Here is a 23856-nt window from a genome sequence, read left to right as displayed (position 1 = left end):
TCGATTTAAATAATAAAACGTCAATAAATAAATTCTGATTAAAATAAAAACAAGAATAATATAAAAATGATTATTTTTATTTAGACTGTTATAAAAATTCAAGATATGTAAGATATTATTTTTTAAACAACTGAACAGTTGACATTATGTTAAAACAGAGTGAGGCCATTTATTTATTTTTGTCTACATTATATTTCTTCATCATATTTACATCAGGATCCCATTCTATTTTTAAGGCATTATCGCCGTCAATTAATAACGCTATTGATGTGATATCAGTAAAGTTACTGCAGATAATTCAACTCACTTAAACAAGATTGGTCTATGAAAAAAATATTATCCTGTCTATTAACATCGGTACTTTTTCTCAGCCTGATCCCGGGCAGTCTGGCGCAATCAGCGCCCCTGATGGCGCCACAAGGCGAGGCACAAGGCTATCTGGCGAAAAAAGAAGGCATTCAAGGGGTGTTTGATGCGCTCTCTTCACGCCTTAACAAACCGGTGGTGCTCAGCAAATTGGCGGCACGTAAACAAGTCAGCGGGCATTTTGATTTCACTGCTCCGCAACAGGTGTTAGCACAATTGGCCACCCAGTTAGGGCTGATTTGGTATCACGATGGCCAGTCCATCTATGTCTACGACGCCTCAGAAATACGTAATACCATGATAAGTTTGCATACCAGCTCCTTCAGTGCGGTGAAAAACTTTTTGGTTCAAGCGCAGCTGTACGATAAACGCTATCCCCTGCGCGGCGATGAAAACAGCACCACCTTCTATGTCTCCGGCCCGCCGGTGTACATCGAATTAATCACCCGCACCGCGAAATTTTTAGATAACCAAAATGAAAGCGTCGATAACCGCGAAAAAGTGGCGGTGATCAAACTCCATAATACCTTTGTCGATGATCGTCAATACGATTACCGCGGCCAAACCATCCGCCTGCCGGGGATGGCCAAAATCATTCAAAATCTGTTGGCCAACCAGCAACAGCCGCAGCAAGTTGAAATCTTGCCGCAAGAAAAAAGCGAATCCGGTCAATATGCGCCTGCCATGCCGGCTTTTTCAGAGCAGCGCCCTGCCGCCCTGCCCTACAAAGCGCCGATGGGGTTAGCCGAATCATTACAAATGCGTCAAAGCACGCCAGTGGCCACCCCGTCGGTCGCCGCGCGTAAAGTCCGTTCCGACATCGCATTGCAGGTGGTGGCCAATCCCAGCACCAACAGTTTATTGGTCAAAGGGCGCGCTGAACACATTGCTTTCGTAAAACAACTGATCGCGCAATTAGATCAGCCGAAACGGCATATCGAACTGTCTGTCTGGATCATCGATTTAGAAAAAACCGCCTTAGACCAACTGGGCGTCAATTTTAACGGGCGCATCAATATCAATGGCAAATTCGGTGCCAGTTTCAACGGCGGCGGTGCCAGCACCTTGGACGGCAGTCGCTTTATTGCCTCTATCATGGCGCTCAGTCAACAAAATAAAGCCAATATCGTCTCGCGCCCGATTGTACTGACGCAAGAAAATATTCCGGCGATTTTCGATAACAACCGTGCCTTCTACAGTGAAGTCAAGGGCGATCGGGTCGCGACCTTAGAAAGTGTCACCTACGGCACCTCCGTCAGCGTGTTACCCCGCTTTGCCGAACAAAGCCAAATCGAAATGATGTTAAACATCGAAGACGGCAATGAAATTGCCCAAAGCGACAACGAAATTAAAACCAGCTTACCGAAAGTCGGTCGCACCAAAATCAGTACCGTGGCACGGGTGCCAAAAGGCAAAAGCTTGCTGATCGGCGGCTATACCCGCGACAGCAGTAACAACACCGAAGCCAAAATCCCCGGTTTAGGCAGCCTGCCGTGGGTCGGCGGACTCTTTCGCTACCGGCAAGGCGCCAGCGCCAACACCGTCCGCGTCTTTTTGATTCAACCGCGCGAAATTGAAGGCCCCTTAAGCCGTGATGCCAGTGATATCGCCGGCGAGATGGTAAAAGATCTCAACGCCGAGCCCTTGCAGGATTGGATGCGGAATTATATGGATAGCCAAAAATGGACATAAAGATTTCAAATTCTCTTTGTCCGAGCGTCGCTCAAGAAGATTTGTAACAGGCTATTTAGAAACAGAAATTTAGGAAAAAATGAGATTTATGATGATTGCTCGTAACTTTATAATACAGATAAATGGACAAAATCCATGATGAATAAGCTTTTATACCATATGCGTACTCGGCCAGAGCTCTTGATCTTAGCGTTGGTGATGATGATCGTCTCGATGTTGATCATTCCATTACCCACTTATCTTGTCGATTTTTTAATAGGTTTGAATATCGTTATCTCTATGCTGGTCTTTATGAGTTCGTTTTATATTGATCGCATTCTGAGCTTTTCGACTTTCCCCGCTGTGTTATTGATTACAACCCTTTTTAGACTCGCGTTGTCTATTAAGTAGTGTCGTCACGTAATAAAAAATATATTATCATGTAACAAATAACGACAACTGTTGAGATGATTCAATAATGAAAGATGATTCGGGAATGAATTTAGCCCATCGCCGCCACGATATATCCGATCATGTTTGGAGCCTATTGGAAGCTCATCTCCCGGGGAGAAAAGGCACTTGGGGTGGCATAGCCAGAGATAACAGGCAGTTTATTAATGCTGTTTTCTGGATATTGAGAACCGGCGCTCCCTGGCGTGATTTACCGCCTGATTATGGCGGTTGGAAAAATACTCATCGCCGGTTTTGCCGCTGGCGTGACAAGGGGCTATGGGAGTCTCTGCTCGAAGCGCTGATTGTGGAGCCAGATTTTGAATGGCTGATGATTGATGCCACTCATAGCAAAGTTCACCCTCATGCAGCAGGCGCAAAAGGCGGTAATCAGGATATGGAGCGCACAAAAGGGGGCTCAACAGTAAGATACATCTGGCCGTGGATGCGCATGGTATGCCGGTCAGAATTTTTATTACATCAGGTACCACAGCAGATTGTCAGCAAGCAACGAATTTAACCAAAGGTATTGCAGCAGAATATCTGTTGGCTGACAAGGGCTATGACAGTGATAACATCATTAAAAAAGCAGAAGAAGCCGGCATGCAAATCGTAATACCACCTAAAAAGAATCGTAAAATTCAACGTGAGTACGATAAAGCGCTCTACAAGCATCGACATCTCGTGGAAAATGCTTTTCTGCACCTAAAGCGCTGGCGAGGTATTGCTACTCGTTATGCAAAAAATACCTCCTCTTTTCTCGCTGCTGTACAAATACGATGCCTTGCTCTATGGCTCAAGATCTCATGACGACACTATATAGTACCAGTCGATTGATATTAAATGATGCTGATGCTGGTGAGATTATCGCGACCTTTGGATTATTTGTTATCGGTGATAATTTAGTGGTTGGGTTTGTTATCTTTGCCATTGTTACTATCGTGCAGTTTATGGTGATTACTAAAGGGGCAGAACGTGTCGCCGAAGTTGCCGCGCGTTTCTCTCTTGATGCGATGCCTGGTAAACAAATGAGCATCGATGCTGATTTACGTGCCGGCGTCATCGATGCAGAGGGCGCAAAAGAACGACGCAGTGTATTGGAAAGAGAAAGCCAGTTGTATGGGTCTTTTGACGGTGCCATGAAATTTATTAAAGGGGATGCTATTGCCGGTATTATCGTCATTTTCATCAACTTTATTGGTGGGATCAGCGTGGGCGTTAGTCAACAGGGAATGAGTATGTCTAATGCGTTGTCTACCTTCACTATGTTAACTATTGGTGACGGTCTCGTTGCACAAATTCCTTCTTTATTAATAGCTATCAGTGCTGGATTTATCGTGACACGGGTTAGCGGAGATGGTGACAACATGGGGCGCACCATGATGGGTCAATTGTTCTCTAATCCCTTTGTTTTGGTAATAACTGCAGGATTAGCAATGGCTATTGGTTTTTTACCTGGCTTCCCTCTGTTTGTTTTCGTTATTTTAGCGTCGCTGTTCGCAGGATTGTTTTTCTATAAACACCGTATGAAACAGCAGAAAAATAAAACCGCCGGGTCAGGAAAAGCTGAAAGCGCACCCGATGAAGCGTTGTTTAATGATAGTCATGCGATTGATAGTTCATTAGGATTAATTGGTGATTTGGACAAGATTTCTTCTGAAACCGTTCCTTTTATCATTCTTGTTCCTGCGAACCAGTTAGAAAAATTAGAAAAAGAAAAACTTTCCGATCATTTACGTAGTCAATTTTTTATCGATTATGGCATTAAATTGCCCGATTTATTATTGCGTGCTTCTAATACCTTGGCTGAAAATCGCGTCATGATCTTAATTAATGAGATCCGGGCTGATGAGTTCGTGCTGCACTTTAATCGTTTGTGTGTGGTTAATAGCACCGATGAATTAATGCAGCTGGGGATTGAAACCGTGATTGATGAGGGTCGCATTTGGATTGAACCACAGGACAAAGCCACACTGGTCAATCTGGGTTATCAACTGCGATCGGCTGTTGATGAGCTCTATCAAAACATGGCAGTACTATTGTCACGTCATGTCAATGAGTATTTTGGTGTACAAGAAACCAAAGATATGTTGGATAAATTAGAAAATAAATTCCCTGATTTATCCAAAGAAGCTATGCGTCATGCCACAGTACAGAAGATTGCCGAAGTATTACAGCGTTTACTTTCCGAGCGTATTTCGGTACGTAACATGAAGTTAATTATGGAATCTCTGGCCTTGTGGGCACCGCGTGAAAAAGATGTCATTTCTCTGGTTGAGCACATTCGTGGGGCATTATCTCGCTATATTTGTCATAAATTTGCGGTGAATAATGAGCTACGTGCTGTTGTGCTGTCCGCAGAAGTGGAAGATAAGTTGCGTAAAGGAATACGTAATACCTCATCAGGATCCTTCCTAAACCTGGAACCCGCAGTGTCTGATGAGTTGATGGATTTGTTTTCGGCTAATTTAGATAACTTATTCATCGCTTATAAGGATATTGTGTTGTTGTCGTCGGTAGACACACGACGCTTTATTAAGAAATTTATAGAAACACGTTTCCGTGATTTGGAGGTCATTTCGTTTGGCGAACTTTCCGAAAATGTATCGGTCAATGTGATAAAAACCATTTAATTATTAAAAGTAGAGAGAATTATGGAAAACGTAAATATTGCAGAATTAGTCCGTGGCGCACTGGAACAACAGGGATGTGATCCTCGTTTATTAGACAATTTTGATAGCCATTCCACCATTACATTAGATTTTAAAGACAGTCCTAGCATTCTAGTGAGTAGAGATGAAGAAGATGATGAAATTTGGGTTTGGGCGCGTATCGAAAATGTGTATGAAAGCGCTTATCGGCAAAGTCTTGAAAAATTGTTACTGCAACAACAGCAAGGATGTGATTTTACGCCGAGCCGGCAGGTTCAGTTTTATTTTCACGATGGTATCCTTGAAATTAAAGCACATGTACGCCGAAACTATCTAGAAAATGCAGAAAAATTTGCGCTGGTTTTAGACGGGTTTTTCCACATTTTGAAAGAATTTAATGAGGCTATCAAGTAATGAATGAGCTACGGTTGTTGCGTTGCCAAGCTCACCCCCTGCGATTATCAGGACCGATTATCGAGGCCAGTCTCACTGGTGTGAAAGTGGGTGAAATATGTGAAATCAGGCCGCATTGGTTGGATAAAAACACCGTCGCTAAGGCTCAAGTATTGGGTTTTAATCGCGATAGAGCTTTGCTGAGTTTAATCGGCAATGCACGTGGTTTATCACGAGAAGCCGTTTTATCGCCAACAGGTGCCGGTTTATCCGTTACTTTAAATGATTCACTATTGGGCACGGTATTAGATCCGTCAGGTAAAATTGTCGAACGTTTAAGCGATCAAACTGAAAATGCGCATAATAGTGCTATTCGGCCGATTGATACGCCGCCACCGTCTTATCTTGATAGAGAAAGTATCCAACAACCGTTTATTACCGGTATTAAAGCTATCGATGGCTTGTTAACTTGTGGGATCGGGCAGCGTATGGGGATTTTCGCCGCTGCCGGCTGCGGTAAAACATCATTAATGCATATGTTGATTGAACAAGCCGATGCCGATGTTTTTGTCATTGGTTTGATTGGTGAACGAGGGCGAGAAGTGACTGAATTTACACAGGAGCTTGTCAAATCTGGCCGTCAACAAAAATGTGTGGTGGTGTATGCCACCTCTGATTTTTCCTCATTAGATCGTTGTAATGCTGCTTTATTGGCGACTACCGTCGCTGAATATTTTCGTGATCAAGGTAAGAAAGTGGTGTTATTTCTCGATTCGATAACCCGATATGCTCGTGCATTACGTGACGTTGCTTTAGCCGCCGGGGAAGCCCCCGCGCGGCGCGGGTACCCCGCCTCCGTTTTTGACGCCTTACCGGCGGTACTTGAACGGCCAGGTAATACTAAAAATGGCAGTATTACTGCCTTCTACACTATTTTGTTAGAAAGTGATGAAGAGCCTGATCCTATCGCGGATGAAATTCGTTCTATTCTCGATGGCCATATTTACTTAAGCCGAAAATTAGCGGTACAAAATCATTACCCGGCAATAGATGTATTACGGAGTGTCAGTCGTGTATCTGGGCAAGTATCGAGTCGAGAACACCAATTATCAGCGTCAGAGATCAGGGCACTGTTAGCCAAAATTGAAGAATTACAAATGCTATTGGATTTAGGTGAATACACCAAGGGAGAAAATGCACAAAATGATCGGGCAATCGCCAAGCGGGATGCCTTATTACAATGGTTACAACAGGACATGCATGAAAATGCGCCTATTGATAAAACCTTGCAGGTTATGAATGCACTTACTAAATAAAATTGTTGCTCTATTGCGCCGTTGCGAAACGAATCAGCAACGTTGTGAATATTTGATCCATCAGGTCGCCAATAAAGTGCGTGCTTTAGATGAAGAGAAAAATTCTCTTGATTTACAAAAAAAAGCATTACAAACCCTACTGCGTTCACAACAACCTGAAGGCATGATCAGCAGAAGTGAGCTGTATGCTATTCAACGCCGTTTATCGATAGTCCGTCGCCAATTAAGCGAATTGGATCTGCAAGAAGTCGGATTAAAAGAAAAGCAGCTACAATATGAGGAAGAAAAGCATAAGTTATGGCAACAACGCCAACATTGGCGCAAAAAACTGGATAAATATTCACATTGGCAGACGGTGACCAAACGGTCACGTCGTCTTATGCAACTAAGACAAGAGGAAATAGAAATGGAGGAAATTATTACATGTCGCAAATCAATCCCAATCATGAATTAGGGCATTCATCCCAATCAGTCGTTGGTGTCATCGATGATCCTTACGAGCTGGTGTCTTTATTTGATAAATTTCAGCAAAAAGAGGAGAAATCAGAGGAGAAATTGCTTATTTTTATGGAGCAATATCCACAGATACCTCATTTATCGTCTGAATCTACTGCAGTTGGCAAAACCGCTTTAATAAAAAATAAAAAGAAAGAGGATCAGGCTGCTGTGGAGACGATTTCCCCCAATCCTCTTATTGCTGAAAACATTGACAGAAAAAATCAAGCGCCGGGTAAACTGGGTTTACGCGGTGATTTTTCATTATTGATGCCAGCGGCGCTACAAAAAAATGGCGTATTGTCATCGAAAGCATCATTGCAAAAGCCACTGGGTGATGCCATTGAACACAGAGTGAATAAAGAAGGGATAAAATCAACCAGCAGTGATGCTTTGATGCACTTAGCTTATGGTAAGAAAAGAAAGCTGAAACAAATGCCAGAGGTTGCTTCTTTTTTGTCTAACACGATTATGACTTCTCAGCCCGCACAATATAGCGTCGAGAACAACAAATATCCGTTAGCGACAACACTTTCTTCTCTACAGCAAAAAAATAGGATAAGCCATAGCGAAATGGGGCGATCAGCTAAAAAATCGCGCTTGATGCCACTGACAAAAAAAAATGAGCCTAGTTTGACGCCGCTAAAAGCAAATGAGCCTAGTTTGACGCCGCTGAAAGCAAATGAGCCTGGTTTGACGCCGCTAAAAGCAAATGAGCCTGGTTTGACGCCGCTAAAAGTAAATGAGCCTGTTTTGACGCCGCTAAAAGCAAGTGAGCCTGTTTTGACGCCGCTAAAAGCAAATGAGCCTGTTTTGACGCCGCTAAAAGCAAGTGAGCCTGTTTTGACGCCGCTAAAAGCAAATGAACCTGGTTTGACGCCGCTAAAAGCAAATGAACCTGGTTTGACGCAGTTTAAACAAAGCTCAGCTGAAATACCGTTACCCCCAGAGCCGTTAGCCGCAAAACCGGTATCCAATCAGCCATTATCTGGCGCTTTATTATCCAAAATGGGTGTTGCAGAATTGAAAAAAGGGGGAGTAGCTGCCGCGCGTCAAGAGACTGTTCAGAGCGCCCAGCTGGCAGAGAATAAAGGCTTGGTTTCTGTATCACCTGATAATGTGTTATTAAAAAAGCCGTTGCAGGGCTTAGTTGAACAAGAAACCACGATATTAATGAAAAATGACGCCTTAACGAAAGGAGCAGCACGCGCTGATAAACCACTGAAGGAAGAGAGTGATATTATTCAGAAAAGTGAGATGGCGCCTTATCAGCCGGTTAATCATGATAAACCGCAAGCGACCTTGTCAAAAACACCGACACAGTCACAGCATCTGCCTAACGAAATGACCCATGCTAATCCTCAGCCTTCAGAGATGAAACAAGCTGAGAATTCAGGCACGGTTTATCATTTTCAACGTTGGGGAAAAGGACATAGTGTCAATATCGTGCAGCAACAAGCTGACAGCGCAAAAGTGGTTTTCCATCCTTCCAGCCCGGAAGTAGGACAGCGTTTAGAGAGTCATTTACAACAGACAAACCCAAACCGAGCTGAACATTGGACACTAGCTCGTGATGATGAGCAGCAAAAGCATCAACCTCAACATCAACATCAACCACTGGACGATGAGGAACAACAGTGAGTCAATTACGATTACGCCAGTTCGTTCAATCACGTGAAGATCGGGCGGAAAAGCTGTGGTTAGCGCGTGGAATCACCGTCACGCGATCAGTACCCGACTCGGCTTGCGAATTACTGGAGTTTACCGCGGATGATCGCTGGCAAGGGATCATCAAACTGCGTGATTGGTTTCATCATGTCGCCCCTGATTTGGCCGCGTTGTCATCAAAGGCATACAGCAGCGAACAATTAAAAGCGCTTTTTATGACGACACCGCGTCCGTTTGAGTTGGGGATAGAAGAATTGTCCTATCAGAAATTGCAGGCTATAGGCTTACTGGATGCTGATCAAATCTCACCCGCATTGATGTTGTGTGTGGAAACGCCAATGGGGTTTGTTTGGCTGCGCCAATTACCCGATCTGGATTTTTTACCGTCCGAATCGATGCAAAAATTGCCGGTGTTAGGGCTGCCGTTGCCACTTTTATTTGAAATCGGCGTCAGCAGGTTGAGTTTAAAATGGTTAAAAAAGCTAGCCCTAGGCGATGTTTTGCTGATTACGCAAAAAACGTCTCATGTTATCAGTAATGGGGTTTGTATCGGCCGTTATCAAAAAAAGGATCAATACATCATGATTGAAAAAAAGACTGACTATGAAGAAGATGATAATGAAGACTTCGATTACGATGAATTAGAGGATGAGTTGGATGATGAGTTAGATATTAATGAAGAAAAAGATAATGATGATCATAACGACCAGCCACATTCACAAAAACCAGTGAGCGACAGTGAAAATCAAGCCGCCATCGTAGATACTGCTAAGGTGCCAATAAAATTGACCTTTATTCTAGATAAAAAAGATTCAACGGTGGCAGAATTGGCAGAGATGTATAAAGGGAAAAAAATTAAATTGGAGCCGAACGCTGAAAACAATATTAAAATCAAAGCGAATGGCCGCACTATCGCCAAGGGTGAATTAAAACAATTTGAAGATAGATTAGGTGTTGAATTAACAGAAATATATCGAACTATATCTTGAACGAGGGCGCTACATGTCAAACGACATTTCTCTTATTGCGTTTTTGGCTTTTTCTACGTTATTGCCTTTCCTTGTCGCCTCGGGCACTTGTTATATTAAATTTTCGATTGTCTTTGTGATGGTTAGAAATGCGCTGGGTTTACAGCAAATACCGTCAAATATGACGCTCAATGGGGTGGCATTATTATTATCCCTATTTGTCATGATGCCGATTGCTAAAGATGTTTATGTCAATGCAAAAAATGAAAATGTCGATCCCAGCAGCGTTGAATCAGTGAGCCAATTTGTTGAAACCGGTCTTGATGGCTATCGTACTTACTTGCAAAAATATTCCGATCCAGAATTAACGCGCTTTTTTAACAAAGCGCAAGCGAGCCGCAAAGACAGCGAAGTGGATGTTAGCCGAGAAGAAGAAAAAGCCTCCATTTTTGCGCTCCTCCCTGCTTATGCATTGAGTGAAATAAAAAGTGCTTTCAAAATTGGTTTTTATCTTTACTTACCTTTTGTTGTGGTTGATTTATTAATATCGAGCATTTTGCTGGCATTGGGGATGATGATGATGAGTCCAGTGACACTGTCTGTGCCGATCAAATTGGTTCTTTTTGTGGTGCTCGATGGCTGGAGTCTATTATCTAAAGGGCTGATATTACAGTATATGGATTTAGTAGGATAAACCGTCCTTCACAGGCGAAGGGTATACCCTATAGCAGAATCAAATTAAACTGATTTGGCTATATTATTGAGGTTTCACATGAACGATCTGGTATTTGCCGGCAATAAAGCGCTCTACTTAGTGCTGATGTTAACCGCGATCCCGGTTGCTGTGGCAACGATGGTTGGATTATTGGTCGGCCTGATTCAAACAGTGACACAGCTCCAAGAGCAAACTTTGCCGTTTGGCATCAAATTATTGAGTGTTTCACTTTGCTTGTTTCTACTCTCCGATTGGTATGGTGAAACCTTACTGAGTTTTGCGCGTGAAGTATTAACTATGGCGCTAAAGCGTCCGTAGCCCATGCAAAATACGCTGATTTTCGAAATATTTGACTATTTTTCCGTTACGGCTCTGTCTTCAGCTCGCATAGCCCCGGCGTTTTTCCTATTACCCTTTTTTAACAACAACGTATTAAGTGCTGGCATACGCATTCCCTTAACCATGTTGGTTGCCTTTGCATTATGGCCACATGCGCCGACAGAACGCCCTCCTTTTGATGCTTTGGTCTATCTGGGTTTAATTAGTAGAGAAGTGACCATCGGATTATTATTAGCCAGCGTCATTGCTTGGCCATTCTGGGTATTACATGCTGTGGGATCGATTGTCGACAACCAAAGAGGGGCGACAATCAGTAGTAGTATTGATCCTATCAGTGGGGTTGATACCTCTGAATTAGCTAATTTTTTTAATCTCTTTGCTGCCGTTATTTTTTTGCAAGGCGGCGGGATGACATTATTGCTGGAAGTTTATGATGCCAGTTATCGTTTTTGTGATCCCTTAACGGAGTGTTCCCCTGCATTATTACCGCTATTATCTATCTTGACTCAACTAATGGTTAAAGCGTTAGTTTTGGCGAGTCCGGTCATCGCGGCGCTATTAATGACAGAAGCCATATTGGGACTGCTCTCACGCTTCGCGCCACAGTTAAATGCGTTTTCTATTGCATTAACGATTAAAGGAACGGTTGCCTTTGTCATTATTATGATTTATTTCTCGGCTCGTTTGCCGGATATTATTATGCAACTTTCTTTTCATCCTGATTTATTAAACATCTGGTTTAATTAACTTTTAAAATAACGCGCATTACCTTACCTTTCATGACAGTTAACGCCATGAGCTTAATTTATAATACCCAAGAAAATTTTTCTGCTTATTAATAGATTAACGCCGAGTCGGACAAAATAAATGTCATCAAATAAAACAGAGAAACCTACCCAAAAGAAATTAAAAGATTCCGCTAAAAAAGGTCAATCCTTTAAAAGTAAAGATTTTATTATTGCCTGTCTTATCCTTTGTGGCGCGCAATACCTTATTTCAATGGGCTCTTTTGTCGAACTGATGGGCGCCTACCGGCGTGTTATCGCCAATGATTTTGACTATGATATTCATCGTTATGCGACGGCGGTATTATGGATAGGATTACAAATCCTGCTGCCTATTATATTGCTTTGCGTATTTGCTTCCGCGTTGCCTACGTTATTACAAACGGGCTTTGTCATCGCGACCAAAGCGTTAAAATTTAATTTTGGTGCCATCAATCCCGCCAAAGGTTTCAAAAAAATATTCAGCTTACGGACAGCAAAAGATGCCGTGAAATCTCTGCTTTATTTAGCGACTTTTTTTATTTCTGCGCTCCTGGTATGGCATAACAAGAAAGGATTATTATTCCAACAATTACATGGTACGCCTTATGATATGACGGTGGTTTGGGGTGAATTATTGCAAGCGATCATTTTCACTTGTCTTGTGTGTATTATCATTATTTTAATTTTAGATGCGTTAGCTGAGTTTTTTCTGTATATCAAAGATCTGAAAATGGATAAACAAGAAGTTAAACGTGAGATGAAAGAACAAGACGGTAATCCGGAAATAAAAAGCAAACGACGTGAGCTGCACAGTGAATTACTTTCTGAACAAATTAAATCTGACGTTAAAAACTCAAACTTTATTATTGCTAACCCGACTCATATTGCGGTGGGGATTTATTATAGACCTGATCCTGAAACCACTTCGCTCACTATCCCCTTTGTTTCGGTGTTGGAAACTAATCAGCGCGCATTAGCGGTAAGGGCTTATGCCAAAAAGGTGGGCGTTCCGGTCATTCAAAACGTTCCTTTGGCGCGCCGTATATTAAAAACCCATAAGCGTTATACTTTTATCAGTCTTGACGCGCTTGATGAGATTATACAGTTGATGATTTGGTTGCATCAGGTAGAAAATGCGGGATATGAAGAAGTCTCAAACGGTGATAATACACATAATGATAGTCAGGAAGAAGTAAAGGCTGAAAACAGTGAGAGTAAAGCGATCTCTAATAATGAGCATAAAGATAACGTAGAAAACGGATCCTAAACAACACAGAATCAAGTTAAAATAACCTGGCTATAAGAGGAATCGGTGAGCGCTAACATACCCTCACCGATTTTTTTTGCATTATGAGCTGTATTGCCAATTTTAATCTCTTTAACTGATCACCACGCTTTAGTAAAAACATAGTGATATAGTTGGAAAACACACATTCTCCATCGAGGCTCAGATTTTTATAAAGAGATCTACTATAGCCTTGGCCTCATTAGCATTTTTACCACGCCCAGATCATTGACGACGGCCTCTATTATTTTACCACTACTCAGATTTCTTACTTTTATTCGCTCTCCTTTTCGGCCATTTTTTAACACTTGGCCTAGCATTTGTGCAACGACACCTTCCTCTTCGGCGATCATAACAACCTGCTGCCCTCGGGTGACCAAAATAGGTTGTTCGAGATGGGAGAGTGATAAAGGTTGGCGATCATGAACACGACGTTTTACCATCAAGCCAATAATTTGATTGGCATCGGTAATGTAATGATCCGAAATAGTACTGATATTATGTTTATGTAATACGATATCTTCTTGACTGATTTTTGTGCCACGTTCAATAACTTTATTAGCGATCCAAATAGGTAAATGAATCTCGGGTTTTACCGTCACTGCAATTTCCCAACGCCGCTCATCTTCACATCGAACAATATAACGAAAACGCGCTAAATCATTACGACCACTACCGGATCCAGCAAGCTGCAACGGTGTTTTGCATAATAAAAAATGATCGATTTCATTAGGAATGAAAATATTCATTTTCACGCTGTAATGTTGCCAATTTTTGTCTTTGGCGATGCGCTTAATATCATGATTGGCCACGGAAACGGTTTTTGCATACAGCTGTTTTTTAGCGTTTTGCTCTGCACTGGCAACCTGGCTAGCGTAAAACAACAGACTAAAAAACAATGTCAATAATAGTACTGTGTCATGAAGAAAAAGCATCTGCTTCCAGCGCATTCGAGCATGATTAATCGTTTTTCGGAAAAGGATAATCAGGAAATTATATTTCCATTTTTGGAATGATAATGAATAAAAATATATATTAATCATAATGTTATTTACCTGGCATATGGATTGCATTAATAAAAATGAATTAAGAAGATATGCAAGCCCATTTTTAACATTAGATAAATAGATAGGAAGGATTTCGTGGGGATTAATTTTGACAAAGTGCTTGGTGTTAATGTTACCGCAATACAGCTTCGAAATATCAGATCAGAACTGATAGCGGCTAACTTAGCTCATGTTAATACCCCAAATTTTCAGGCTCAGGATATTGATTTTGTCAATGAAATGCAACGGGCAAAATATAAATGGGCAAGAAGAGCAATACAAAAAAAATATCGTATTCCTTATCAGCCCTCTATGGATGGCAATACAGTGACATTAAATGTTGAACAAACTGAATTTGCTAAAAATGAGCTCCATTATCAAACCAGTTTATTTTTTCTCAAGATGAAATTGGCGGGGATAAAAAAAGCAATAGAAGGAAAATAAATATGTCTTTTGACGCTATTTATAACATAACGGGGTCGGCGATGACGGCACAAATGATTAGGTTAAATATCATAGCCAGTAATTTAGCCAATGCTAATGTAGTGGCATCCAGTGCTGAAGAAGCTTATAAAACTCGCAGTCCAATCTTTGCGACATTTTATCCAATTAATAAAAAAATGTCGCGTAAAGAGAATAGGCTTAATGGTGCAGGGGTAGCAATAGCCGATATTGTTGAAACCGGCGAAGCAGAACGACGTTATATCCCTAATCACCCCCTTGCTGATCCTCAAGGTTATGTCTTTTATTCGAATGTTAATGTGATCGATCAAATGACCGATATGAAATCAACTTCCAGCAGCTTTGCCGTCAGCATGGCAGTTTTCAATGCGACCAAAAAAATGCAAATGAATATGTTAAAACTTGGAGAAAATAATTAATGAAGATTATGTCTCACAATCCGTCAGATCTATTGGCGAATAAAAAAGAGCAATTACCTATCGTTCCGAAAGAAGAAAAGAAATTGGATTTTAAACAAATTTTAATAAAACAAATGGCATCTCCCGATATAAGTGCGCTGATGGGTGATAATAATGGAGGGGGGAATCAGACCAGTATGGTGTCTCAAATGATGGTGATGACAGGGATGAATAATATAACTGAAATACTTAACGAACAGACAGAATTATTAAAAAATATTTCTGCATTCTCAGATGAGAAAAATAACAAATCTATTGCGGTATAAATATCGTTTAAAACCGTTATAAAACCTAACTAATTAATTTAATGGAATACAGATATGACTGATCTGATAGCTGCTTTCTCGGCGAATAAAATTGAGCAACAAGCTCACAGTAGTAATATCACTAATGCAAAAACCCCAGGTTATAACGAAGAAAACGTACACTTTGCGGCTCTCTATAATAAAGGAATAGTAGCAGGGATAAAAGTCGACAGCGTAACGCACAATATGGACAAACCAGGCGTTCAAAAAAATACTGACAGGGCATTAGATCTGGCCATTGAAGGTAAAGGCTATTTCATATTAGCTCAAGGTGAAGGCAATCTTCGCTACAGTCGTGTTGGTAATTTTGATGTTGATCGTGAGGGCAACTTGATTCGCCAAAAGAGCAACCTAAAAGTACAGGGATATAGCATCGGCGCTAATGGCGAAGTCAACACCGGTACGTTGAACGATATAAAAATAAGCCAGGCTTGCAAGCCTGCCAAAGCCACCGATACCCTGACCTCTACAGGTAAATTAAACCGCACAAAAGCGGCGCCTAGCATTGCTTTCAATGCGACTGATGAAAGCAGTTACAGCTTTAAGCGCATGGATACCGTATTCGATTCTAATGGAGAAAAACATGACTTTTTCCAATACTTCGTTAGGGATGCTGCGGATCCAAAGAAATGGACAGTGCACTACCAATTAGATAATCAGGGTGCAGGAACAGCAAATTTAGCATTTGATGACAATGGAAAAATTTCACCTGCTGACTTTACAGCCACTACCAATGCGCTAACACCTGACAACGCGCAACCGATGACAATCAACGTTGATTATACCAACCTCACGCTCTCTGTCGAAGCATCCAATCTCGGAGGCAGTAGCGCTAATGGTTATGCCTCAAGTGAGTATAAAGGGGCGAAAATTGATGAGACGGGGATTGTTTCTGCAGAATATGCTGATGGGAAGCCGCTGCCGGTAGGGCAAATTGTGTTAGCGAATTTTGCCGCAGAAAGTGAGTTGACATCAGTAGATGGAACCAATTTGGAACACAATAACCGATCAGGTGAACCAATATTAAGTACACTGGACAAGAATTCAACAAGGCAACTTAAATCGGGATACTTAGAAGGCTCCAATGTTGATATGCAAGGCGAGCTGATTGCGATGATGGATACCGGAATGCAAACGGCTGCCCTGGCTTCCATACTCAAAAGTACTAGAGAAAATACTGAGACGATAATGCGAGCAATAGGCTAGATGTTAAGCATAGCGAGGTCATAATAATGACGGCGGTATATATTGCCAATGAGGGTATTAAGTATCGGCAGAAGAGTATGGAGATGAGCTTGCAAAATTTGGCCAATGGGAGTACGCGCGGTTATCTGGCTGATGTCCCACAAGCGACCACCACGCCAATAGTGGGGGAAGGCTATCCTACTCAATTTCCTGTCGTCTTAAAAAATGTGCTGGTGGATATGACAGCAGGGGCGTTAGAAAAGACAGGCCGTGATTTGGATATTGCGGTGGAAAATGACGGATTGATTGCTTTGCAAGGAGATAAGGGGGAAGGTGAAGTTTACACCAAGAATGGTCATATGCAGCGTGCATCGAATGGGCAATTGACTATCAAAGGTTGGCCGGTGGTAGGTGAAGGGGGGGCTATTTTTTTGCCAGAGCGCTATGAGTCATTAGTCGTGACCAGTAACGGTACTATTACTGTTACGGTAAACAGAAATCTAGAAAATATCGGCCGTATCAAACTGGTCGATATTCCAAAGGCACAATTACGCACCTTACACAAAAATGATAACGGCTTGTTAGTGGCCGAGAGCCGTTCGTTGCCCCGAAGTGAAAATATCCGCGTAGTTCAAGGATATTTGGCAAATAGCAATGTTTCCCCGATACAGGAAACAATGGCAGTCACATCAGCAAAAAATGATTCTGCGGTGATGACCAATGTAATGAAGTCTGTATTTGAAATGGATCAAATGGGCAATAAAGTGCTTGAAAATTAGCAGTATGAATAGACTTCTTGCCACATATACCCTTCGCCTTTGAAGTTGCAGCTAGGCGGCCAGGGGGTGAGACCGATGAGCGTAGATAGACTACGTGATTCAGCGAGCACCCGCAGACAACAAAGCCGTAACTTGAAAGGCGAAGGGTATAGAAGGTTCGGCAAGAAGTCTAATAGATAAGGAGCAAAATTATGACGGATGCAGTAGTACAGATTGCGCAATCAGCTGTGGCAGTATTGCAGCAGAAATTAAACGCCCATGTCCAAAATATAGCTAATGGGAGTACCGAGGGTTATAAAGCGACTAATGTTACTTCTAGCGATAGCGGCTATTACACTCAGCGGGCAGCAGGCTCACCCGTAGATCAAAATAATAATTCGCCGACCGGTATTCAGTATGGAACGGGCACAAAAATTATCGCTACTGAAAGAAATTTCAGCCCGGGTTTAGCCAAACACACCGGTGAGGAGCTGCATGTTGCTATCAATGGTCAAGGTTTTTTCCAAGTAGAAAAAGCAGGTCGTCTCGCCTATACGCGCGCGGGTAGGTTGCAAAAAAAAGACGGGCTGCTGACCAATGCAGCGGGATTACCACTCGATCCCCCGATTAATATCCCCGAATCTTATGAAGAATTGATGATTAGTGGCGATGGTACTGTCACCGCCAAAATACTGGGAGAAGATGATGCGGTCGAATTGGGTCAGCTGGTGCTGTTTAATTTTAGTAATCCAAATGGGTTAGAAGCGATTGGCGACAATCTTTATCTAGCAACATCAGCCAGTGGAGAGGCGGTAGAAATAGATGCTGGGGAAGGGATGTCGGATCAAATTAAGCACAAATTTCTAGAAGAATCCAACGTAGACTCATTTACCGAATTGATGAGGATCATGCCTCTTACTGATCTTATGAAAGCCATCAGTAATGCAGTCAAAATGTGTGAAGAGGCACATAAATATATTATCGAGCATTCTTAGTCTTCTCGCCGATTACTTGAAAAGCGAATATACCCTTCGCCTTTCAAGTTACGGCTTTGTTGTCTGCGGGTGCTCACCGAATCACGTAGTCTATCTACGCTCATCGGCCTCACCCCCTGGCCGCCTTGCCGTAACTCGAAATTCATTGGGTATATACCTTTCGCCTTTCAAGTTACTGCGGCGTTGGCAGCGTCACTCATCCTAGTCATGTACCACACTCCTGGGATTCGATTGATTGCCGCCTTGCCGTAACTTGAAATTCATTGGGTATAGTGCATGAAAAAATTTTTAATATTAGCACCGGTGGTGTTAGTGCTTTGTGGATGCGAATCGCCAGCATTATTGGTGAAAAAAGATGATGTGGCTTATGCGCCGCCAGAAAGGGTGGTTCAACCGGATCCGATAGCGCGAGGCGGTGGATTATACCAATCCGCTTATAACTGGTCTTTGTTGCAAGATCGACGTGCTTATCGTGTTGGCGATATTTTGACCATAAAATTGGCCGAATCGACCCAATCGAGTAAGCAGGCTAGAACCAATTTTGGCAAAAAAAATGATATGGCCATCGGTGCACCTGAGGTGCTAGGTGTCAAAGTGGACAGATTAAACAGCCAATTTTCGGGTAAACGTAAATTTGATGGTACCGGGAGTTCACAACAACAAAATATGTTACGAGGATCGATCACAGTCGCCGTGCATCAGGTGTTGCAAAATGGCGTGTTAGTGATCCGAGGTGAAAAATGGCTGATGCTTAATCAAGGCGATGAATACATACGAGTCACTGGGTTAGTACGCGCTGAAGACATTGAGAGTGACAATTCAGTTTCTTCGCAACGTATTGCTAATGCGCGTATTTCTTATGCGGGTCGTGGGGCGCTGAGTGATGCTAATAGCGCGGGTTGGTTGGCGCGTTTCTTTAATCACCCATTATTTCCTTTCTAGGCACACAGGGGACTGTCAATTATGTTTAAGCGTTACTTTATTTTGCCTAGGTTATTATTCATTGGGTTATGGCTATCCCTACCGCCGGCTACCGCTCAATCACTCGGTTCGTTAGTCGATATCGAAGGGGTGCGTGGTAACCAGTTGGTTGGTTATAGCTTGGTAGTGGGGTTAGACGGAACCGGAGATAAAAATCAGGTTAAATTTACTGGTCAATCCATGGCAAACATGTTGCGTCAATTTGGCGTACAGCTCCCCGCAAAGATTGATCCTAAAGTAAAAAATGTCGCGGCGGTCGCCGTCAGTGCCACTCTGCCCTCGATGTATGGCCGTGGTCAATCGATCGATGTCACGGTCTCATCCATTGGGGATGCTAAAAGTCTACGCGGTGGAACGCTATTATTGACACAATTACGCGGTGCTGATGGTGAAGTTTATGCTTTGGCGCAAGGCAATGTGGTTGTGGGGGGCGTGAAAGCGGAAGGCAATAGCGGCTCCAGTGTGACGGTCAATACTGCTACAGTGGGGCGTATTCCTAATGGGGCGAGTATTGAACGCCAGGCGATCAGCGATTTTCAGACCAACAACCAAGTGATCCTCAATTTAAAACAACCTAGCTTTAAATCGGCCAATAATGTTGCGGTTGCACTGAACCGGAGATTTGGTGCTAATACCGCAACGGCGCAAAGTGCCACTAACGTGGTAGTCAATGCACCCCAGGATCCTGGCGCACGCGTGGCTTTTATGTCGATGTTGGAAGAGGTACAAATTAATGCGGGTAAACCGACACCACGTATAGTATTTAACGCCCGTACTGGCACGGTAGTGATTGGCGATGGTGTCGCCGTGCGAGCGGCGGCAATCTCTCACGGCAATCTAACAGTAAGTATTCGTGAAGATTACAAAGTCAGCCAACCCAATGCGTTAGCTGGGGGGGAAACGGCAGTGACACCGCAAAGTGATATTGATGTGAATAAAGAGGGCAACAACAAAATGATGATTGTCCCTGCAGGTACACGTTTACGCAGTATTGTTAATACTATTAATAGTTTAGGTGCTTCTCCAGACGATGTGATGGCTATTTTGCAAGCATTACATGAAGCCGGGGCATTGGATGCTGAATTAATTGTCATTTGAGGAAAAATCACCATGGTGGTGAATGTTAAGTCTAAGGCAGAGTGAGTCGTTTAGTTGTTAAAGATGAAATATAAAAAACGATTTATTATTAATTGGTTAATACGCAGGAAAATGTCGAAATGACCGATCATATACTGAGTGGAATAAAAGTTGCTCGAGCAAATTTAAATACTGTTGCCATGAATATGGAAAATAAACTGAATCCAAATTATTCAAGCCAAGAAGTGACAATCAGTACCATTGGCCCTGGCTTAAATAGTGGTATCAATCCGGGCAATGGGGTGAAAATTGAGGGTATTCACCGTAGGGTCAATGAATTTCATATTAAGCAAGAATCACAGACGAGTAGCGAGTATCATTATTCTGAAACCATGAGTGACTCTTTAACGTCACTGGAAAAGTCTGTTACCGTTAATTTAAAAAACCAATTGCAATTAAAGCTGAATGATTTTGTTGTCCAATTATCCGAAGCCGAACTTCATTCTACAGATCAAACTACCCGTCTTTCAGTCATCGAAAAAGCCAAGGGGCTGGCATCCACTTTTAATGATTTTAATCAACAGATTAATCAACAAAAAGAAAATTTGGCTGAAAAAAGTAAATCTGTGGTTAACGATATCAATCAATTGTGCGCTCAGATCGCTCAGGCTAATCAAAAAATCATCGAATACCAAAGCAATGGCACTACTAGTAATAGTTTATGTGATCAACGCGATGCTACTGTGAGAGAACTCAGTACTTTATTGGAAATGGATCTGCATAGAGATGCTAAGGGTCAGTATAATATTTCGTTGAAAGACGGCAAGCAGTTAGTGGATGGCAATATGGCAAGAAAGCTGGAACTCACGCCATTACCACAGGGGGGACAAACGGTAAAATTGCACTATTCACACACCTCTGATGCCATTAATCCCGCTTGTGGGGGGCAATTAGGCGCCATAAACGATCTCGCTTTCGAGACGCTAAGCGATCTGCAAAAAAATATTCAGACTATTGCAAAAACCCTCGCCGATAAATTTAATCAGCAGCTACAAGCGGGGTATGATTTAAATGGAAATAAAGGTGAGCCATTATTCAAGTTTTTTAATAATGATCCTCAAGGGAAAATATTGCAAGTTGAGGAAATCACCCCTGATCAATTAGCCTTTTCTGCTGATGCTACTTTGCCTAATGATAACGGCAATATAAAAGAATTAGAAAATTGTCTCATTCTCAATAAAGAAGTACGCATTAATACTATGAGTGAAATGACGATTAGAGAGACTCTCGATGCAGTGATTAATCAATTTACGGTGGGAGTAGCAGGACATCAAGAAGTCACTAAATTAGCAAAAATGAATTTGGAAGAAATATATCAAATACGTAAAAGTCTCAGTGAAGTAGACGAGAATGAGCAATGCGAGAAACTTATGGAAGTTACGCAACATTATCAAGCCATGATGAAATTAATATTGTCTTATAAAGAGATGTTTGATTCACTGTTAGCAGTAATAAAATAATAAAAAAGAGGAGGTCATAGATGAATGCTTCTGTTGGTTTTATGGAAAATGGAATGAGAAATCCTATTGCTAGAATGCAAAAAGAGATTAATCGGATATTCGAACAAATTGAAAATAAAAAACAAGTGAATCTCCCTTCAGAAAATCCTATCGCCAGTGCTTATAACGCTCTAATAGAGCGTGAAATAAAACAGTGGGGATCTTATAAGGAAATTAATCAACATCTCACCTCTAGCTTTTCGAACCAAAAAAATTACATAGGGGATATTCAAGAAACATTAGAGGGTATTCGAAATATATTATTGCAGGCAGAAAATGATGTTCACTCCACTGAAGATAGGCGGTTTTTTGGTCAGGAATTAGCCGGAGAGATTGATCAGATAGTGTCGAGTCTTAATGCTCAAGATACACAGGGACATTATCTTTTTGCTGGCACTAAAAGCGATAAGCCTGCAGTGAAGGAAGTCAATGGCAGTTATAGTGATAACGGTAATCAACAGTATAAAGAAGTGAGCGTAGATCAAAATAGAATGATGAAAGCTAACATTAATATCACGTCTGCTTTTTCAACCAATAATGACACTCGTTTGGATCTGCTCGATAGACTCAAAAAGCTCAGTGATGAGATGAAACAGGGCAAACCCCTGGCTGATTATCAAGATCATATTAATGCCCTCTTGGAGCCAACCGAAAATGCGATAAACAGTATCATCGCGGCAAACGCTGAATTGGCAATACGAATAGAAAGTCTAGTGTCGTTAGATGAAGATCAACAAACAAAAATTGAACTCCATGAAAATTTATCGCAACAACTGGTTGGAATGACTGAGGATGAAGAACACAAACATATAAATCAAATAATTGATTTATATTTAAGTCAAGAAAAGTATTCAAGGCTCCTTAGTAAAAAGTACGAATTTAATATTTGGCAAACTATTAGGTAAAGAAACACTCTATGTCGGTAAAATTACAGACCACCGCAGCAGCAAGCAAAGGGCTAAGAAAACAGCGGGCTGTGGCCAAAGTTAATCACAGCAGAGCGCAAAAAAGTCGTCAATTAATCACCACTTTTCCTGATTATCCGCTGATTTCTAGTAGGCCATTACGTTATAACGTGCAGCTAAATCAACAGCTCACCTCGGTTCAGCAAGCTTATGATTATTTAATTAAACTCGAATCTCAGTTATCCCATCTGTATTCGATAATAGATCAGGAAAAAGATCTGAATGTGATTCAACAGCAGGCAAATACATTATTCTCATTGTTATTGCAGAGAACCACACTTTCTGCTGGTACTGTGGATAGACAGCTAAAAATTGTATTGGCCGGCAGCGCAAAAGTTAATTTTTTCTCAGATGAGTTTGATAAGTTATTACAACAATCAGCAGGTGAAACCCTCCTCTTTTCTTTAGCGGGGCAAAAAGAGGAGATGATTGGGCTGAAGTTGCCAGAACAAAGCTTGCCGAAACAACGATTACTACAATTAAATAAAGGATTAGGGCGTTTAGGTATTCATGGCCGATACAATGATCATGATCAAGTGGTATTTACCATAAATGAAAGGCGTTGGAGCCGTCTCAATAATCATCTTAAAGTGAAAAGAGAAGGCCACTGTTATCCTGAAAATGAATTCGTTTTAGTCCAATTGCGGCTTGAAAGTGCATTGGAACAACAGATCCAGCAAATCATCAGCGATCCTAGCGGCGCTAAAAGCTATCTTGATCAGATAAAAGCCTCTTTACATCAGATAACACAACAGCTGCATTGGCTTGCAATACATAAAAAAAATGTCGGTAACCGTATTACAGCGATGTCTACTTTCCCTGAAGCCGGGGCGGCGATATTAGCTTCGCATGCTTTATTTCAGCAGCTCAGTGATGACAATATAAGTTACAGCACACTATCACAAGCCATTAGCGGGCAAGGCAATGTGCGTACTGCGACGGTGAAGAACTTGTTGTTGGGTTATGCGTGACGGCTCCCCG

At 41.9% G+C, this 23856-nt stretch carries 24 protein-coding genes and 2 pseudogenes; 24 read left to right on the top strand and 2 right to left on the bottom strand.

Features of this window, described 5'->3' with window-relative positions; genetic code table 11:
• Nucleotides 1-324 precede the first annotated feature (324 nt).
• From sctC to AACL30_RS14985, 13 genes and pseudogenes are all read left to right on the top strand, one after another.
• Nucleotides 325-2058 (top strand): type III secretion system outer membrane ring subunit SctC, encoded by a 1734-nt coding sequence (gene sctC / locus AACL30_RS15045; protein WP_339057183.1) that lies wholly within the window; start codon nt 325-327, stop codon nt 2056-2058.
• A gap of 135 nt (nt 2059-2193) precedes the next feature.
• Nucleotides 2194-2442 (top strand): annotated as a pseudogene (locus tag AACL30_RS15040) (FHIPEP family type III secretion protein); the annotation flags it as partial.
• Nucleotides 2443-2533: 91 nt separating this feature from the next.
• Nucleotides 2534-3297 (top strand): IS5 family transposase gene (locus tag AACL30_RS15035; RefSeq protein WP_422389587.1). Its coding sequence is split into 2 segments (ribosomal slippage): nt 2534-2894 and nt 2894-3297, totalling 765 coding nucleotides; the frame shifts between segments, so codons are not numbered across the junction.
• Nucleotides 3291-5120, top strand: a pseudogene (locus AACL30_RS15030) (EscV/YscV/HrcV family type III secretion system export apparatus protein); the annotation flags it as partial. The gene AACL30_RS15035 and the pseudogene AACL30_RS15030, both read left to right, overlap by 7 nt.
• Nucleotides 5121-5141: 21 nt before the next feature.
• Nucleotides 5142-5552: an SPI-1 type III secretion system chaperone SpaK gene (gene spaK, locus AACL30_RS15025; RefSeq protein WP_339057182.1), complete on the top strand. Its 411-nt coding sequence runs from the start codon at nt 5142-5144 to the stop codon at nt 5550-5552.
• Entirely contained in the window at nt 5552-6847 is a 1296-nt protein-coding gene (gene sctN, locus AACL30_RS15020) for a type III secretion system ATPase SctN (protein ID WP_339057181.1), read from the top strand. Before spaK ends, sctN begins: the two co-directional genes overlap by 1 nt.
• Nucleotides 6831-7301, top strand: coding sequence for a type III needle complex assembly protein (locus AACL30_RS15015; RefSeq protein WP_339057180.1), 471 nt, complete (start codon nt 6831-6833; stop codon nt 7299-7301). The genes sctN and AACL30_RS15015 overlap by 17 nt, the downstream gene beginning before the upstream one ends.
• On the top strand, nt 7271-8983 hold the full coding sequence (locus AACL30_RS15010) for a type III secretion system needle length determinant, SpaN/EivJ family (protein WP_339057179.1): 1713 nt from the start codon (nt 7271-7273) through the stop codon (nt 8981-8983). Before AACL30_RS15015 ends, AACL30_RS15010 begins: the two co-directional genes overlap by 31 nt.
• Complete coding sequence (locus AACL30_RS15005; RefSeq protein ID WP_339057178.1) at nt 8980-9999, top strand: FliM/FliN family flagellar motor switch protein; 1020 nt, start codon at nt 8980-8982, stop codon at nt 9997-9999. The genes AACL30_RS15010 and AACL30_RS15005 overlap by 4 nt, the downstream gene beginning before the upstream one ends.
• 13 nt (nt 10000-10012) lie before the next feature.
• The gene (locus AACL30_RS15000) at nt 10013-10672 is read left to right on the top strand and encodes an EscR/YscR/HrcR family type III secretion system export apparatus protein (protein ID WP_339057177.1); all 660 of its coding nucleotides are present in this window, start codon (nt 10013-10015) and stop codon (nt 10670-10672) included.
• A 78-nt stretch (nt 10673-10750) separates the two neighbouring features.
• Complete coding sequence (locus tag AACL30_RS14995) at nt 10751-11011, top strand: EscS/YscS/HrcS family type III secretion system export apparatus protein (RefSeq protein ID WP_339057176.1); 261 nt, start codon at nt 10751-10753, stop codon at nt 11009-11011.
• Between the two features lie 3 nt (nt 11012-11014).
• Entirely contained in the window at nt 11015-11779 is a 765-nt protein-coding gene (gene sctT / locus AACL30_RS14990) for a type III secretion system export apparatus subunit SctT (RefSeq protein ID WP_339057175.1), read from the top strand.
• 120 nt (nt 11780-11899) lie between these two features.
• On the top strand, nt 11900-13066 hold the full coding sequence (locus tag AACL30_RS14985; protein ID WP_339057174.1) for an EscU/YscU/HrcU family type III secretion system export apparatus switch protein: 1167 nt from the start codon (nt 11900-11902) through the stop codon (nt 13064-13066).
• Between the two features lie 203 nt (nt 13067-13269).
• Here AACL30_RS14985 and flgA read toward each other — a convergent pair whose 3' ends face one another.
• Entirely contained in the window at nt 13270-14019 is a 750-nt protein-coding gene (gene flgA / locus AACL30_RS14980; protein WP_339057173.1) for a flagellar basal body P-ring formation chaperone FlgA, read from the bottom strand.
• A 207-nt stretch (nt 14020-14226) separates the two neighbouring features.
• Between flgA and flgB the strand changes: the two genes are divergently transcribed.
• The 6 genes from flgB to AACL30_RS14950 all read left to right on the top strand — a co-directional run bounded on the left by flgB (nt 14227) and on the right by AACL30_RS14950 (nt 18293).
• Nucleotides 14227-14574 carry a flagellar basal body rod protein FlgB gene (gene flgB / locus AACL30_RS14975; RefSeq protein ID WP_339057172.1) on the top strand — a complete coding sequence of 116 codons (348 nt, stop codon included), beginning with the start codon at nt 14227-14229 and terminating at the stop codon, nt 14572-14574.
• A 2-nt stretch (nt 14575-14576) separates the two neighbouring features.
• A complete protein-coding gene (gene flgC, locus AACL30_RS14970) occupies nt 14577-15011 on the top strand; it encodes a flagellar basal body rod protein FlgC (RefSeq protein ID WP_339057171.1) in 435 nt (144 codons plus the stop codon).
• Nucleotides 15011-15316: a hypothetical protein gene (locus tag AACL30_RS14965; RefSeq protein ID WP_339057170.1), complete on the top strand. Its 306-nt coding sequence runs from the start codon at nt 15011-15013 to the stop codon at nt 15314-15316. Before flgC ends, AACL30_RS14965 begins: the two co-directional genes overlap by 1 nt.
• A 54-nt stretch (nt 15317-15370) precedes the next feature.
• Nucleotides 15371-16561, top strand: coding sequence for a flagellar hook-basal body complex protein (locus AACL30_RS14960; protein ID WP_339057169.1), 1191 nt, complete (start codon nt 15371-15373; stop codon nt 16559-16561).
• A gap of 26 nt (nt 16562-16587) precedes the next feature.
• Entirely contained in the window at nt 16588-17319 is a 732-nt protein-coding gene (locus AACL30_RS14955) for a flagellar hook-basal body complex protein (protein WP_339057168.1), read from the top strand.
• Nucleotides 17320-17510: 191 nt separating this feature from the next.
• Nucleotides 17511-18293, top strand: coding sequence for a flagellar hook-basal body complex protein (locus tag AACL30_RS14950; RefSeq protein ID WP_339057167.1), 783 nt, complete (start codon nt 17511-17513; stop codon nt 18291-18293).
• Here the strand turns inward: AACL30_RS14950 and AACL30_RS14945 are convergent.
• Nucleotides 18290-18439 carry a hypothetical protein gene (locus AACL30_RS14945; protein ID WP_339057166.1) on the bottom strand — a complete coding sequence of 50 codons (150 nt, stop codon included), beginning with the start codon at nt 18437-18439 and terminating at the stop codon, nt 18290-18292. The genes AACL30_RS14950 and AACL30_RS14945 overlap by 4 nt on opposite strands.
• A 130-nt stretch (nt 18440-18569) precedes the next feature.
• Between AACL30_RS14945 and flgH the strand changes: the two genes are divergently transcribed.
• The 5 genes from flgH (at nt 18570) to AACL30_RS14920 (ending at nt 23846) form a co-directional block, all read left to right on the top strand.
• Entirely contained in the window at nt 18570-19235 is a 666-nt protein-coding gene (gene flgH, locus AACL30_RS14940) for a flagellar basal body L-ring protein FlgH (protein WP_339057165.1), read from the top strand.
• A 21-nt stretch (nt 19236-19256) separates the two neighbouring features.
• Nucleotides 19257-20372, top strand: a complete 1116-nt coding sequence (locus tag AACL30_RS14935; RefSeq protein WP_339057164.1) for a flagellar basal body P-ring protein FlgI — start codon at nt 19257-19259, stop codon at nt 20370-20372.
• A 119-nt stretch (nt 20373-20491) separates the two neighbouring features.
• On the top strand, nt 20492-21871 hold the full coding sequence (flgK, locus tag AACL30_RS14930; RefSeq protein WP_339057163.1) for a flagellar hook-associated protein FlgK: 1380 nt from the start codon (nt 20492-20494) through the stop codon (nt 21869-21871).
• Nucleotides 21872-21891: 20 nt separating this feature from the next.
• Nucleotides 21892-22815, top strand: a complete 924-nt coding sequence (locus AACL30_RS14925; protein WP_339057162.1) for a flagellar hook-filament junction protein — start codon at nt 21892-21894, stop codon at nt 22813-22815.
• An 11-nt stretch (nt 22816-22826) separates the two neighbouring features.
• Complete coding sequence (locus tag AACL30_RS14920; protein ID WP_339057161.1) at nt 22827-23846, top strand: hypothetical protein; 1020 nt, start codon at nt 22827-22829, stop codon at nt 23844-23846.
• Nucleotides 23847-23856 lie beyond the last annotated feature (10 nt).

The sequence above is a fragment of the Candidatus Regiella endosymbiont of Tuberolachnus salignus genome (assembly GCF_964020115.1).
GTDB classification, from domain to species: Bacteria; Pseudomonadota; Gammaproteobacteria; order Enterobacterales; family Enterobacteriaceae; genus Regiella; species Regiella insecticola.
Note: the sequence above shows the minus strand (reverse complement) of the source record. Positions and strands in the feature narration are given on the sequence as shown.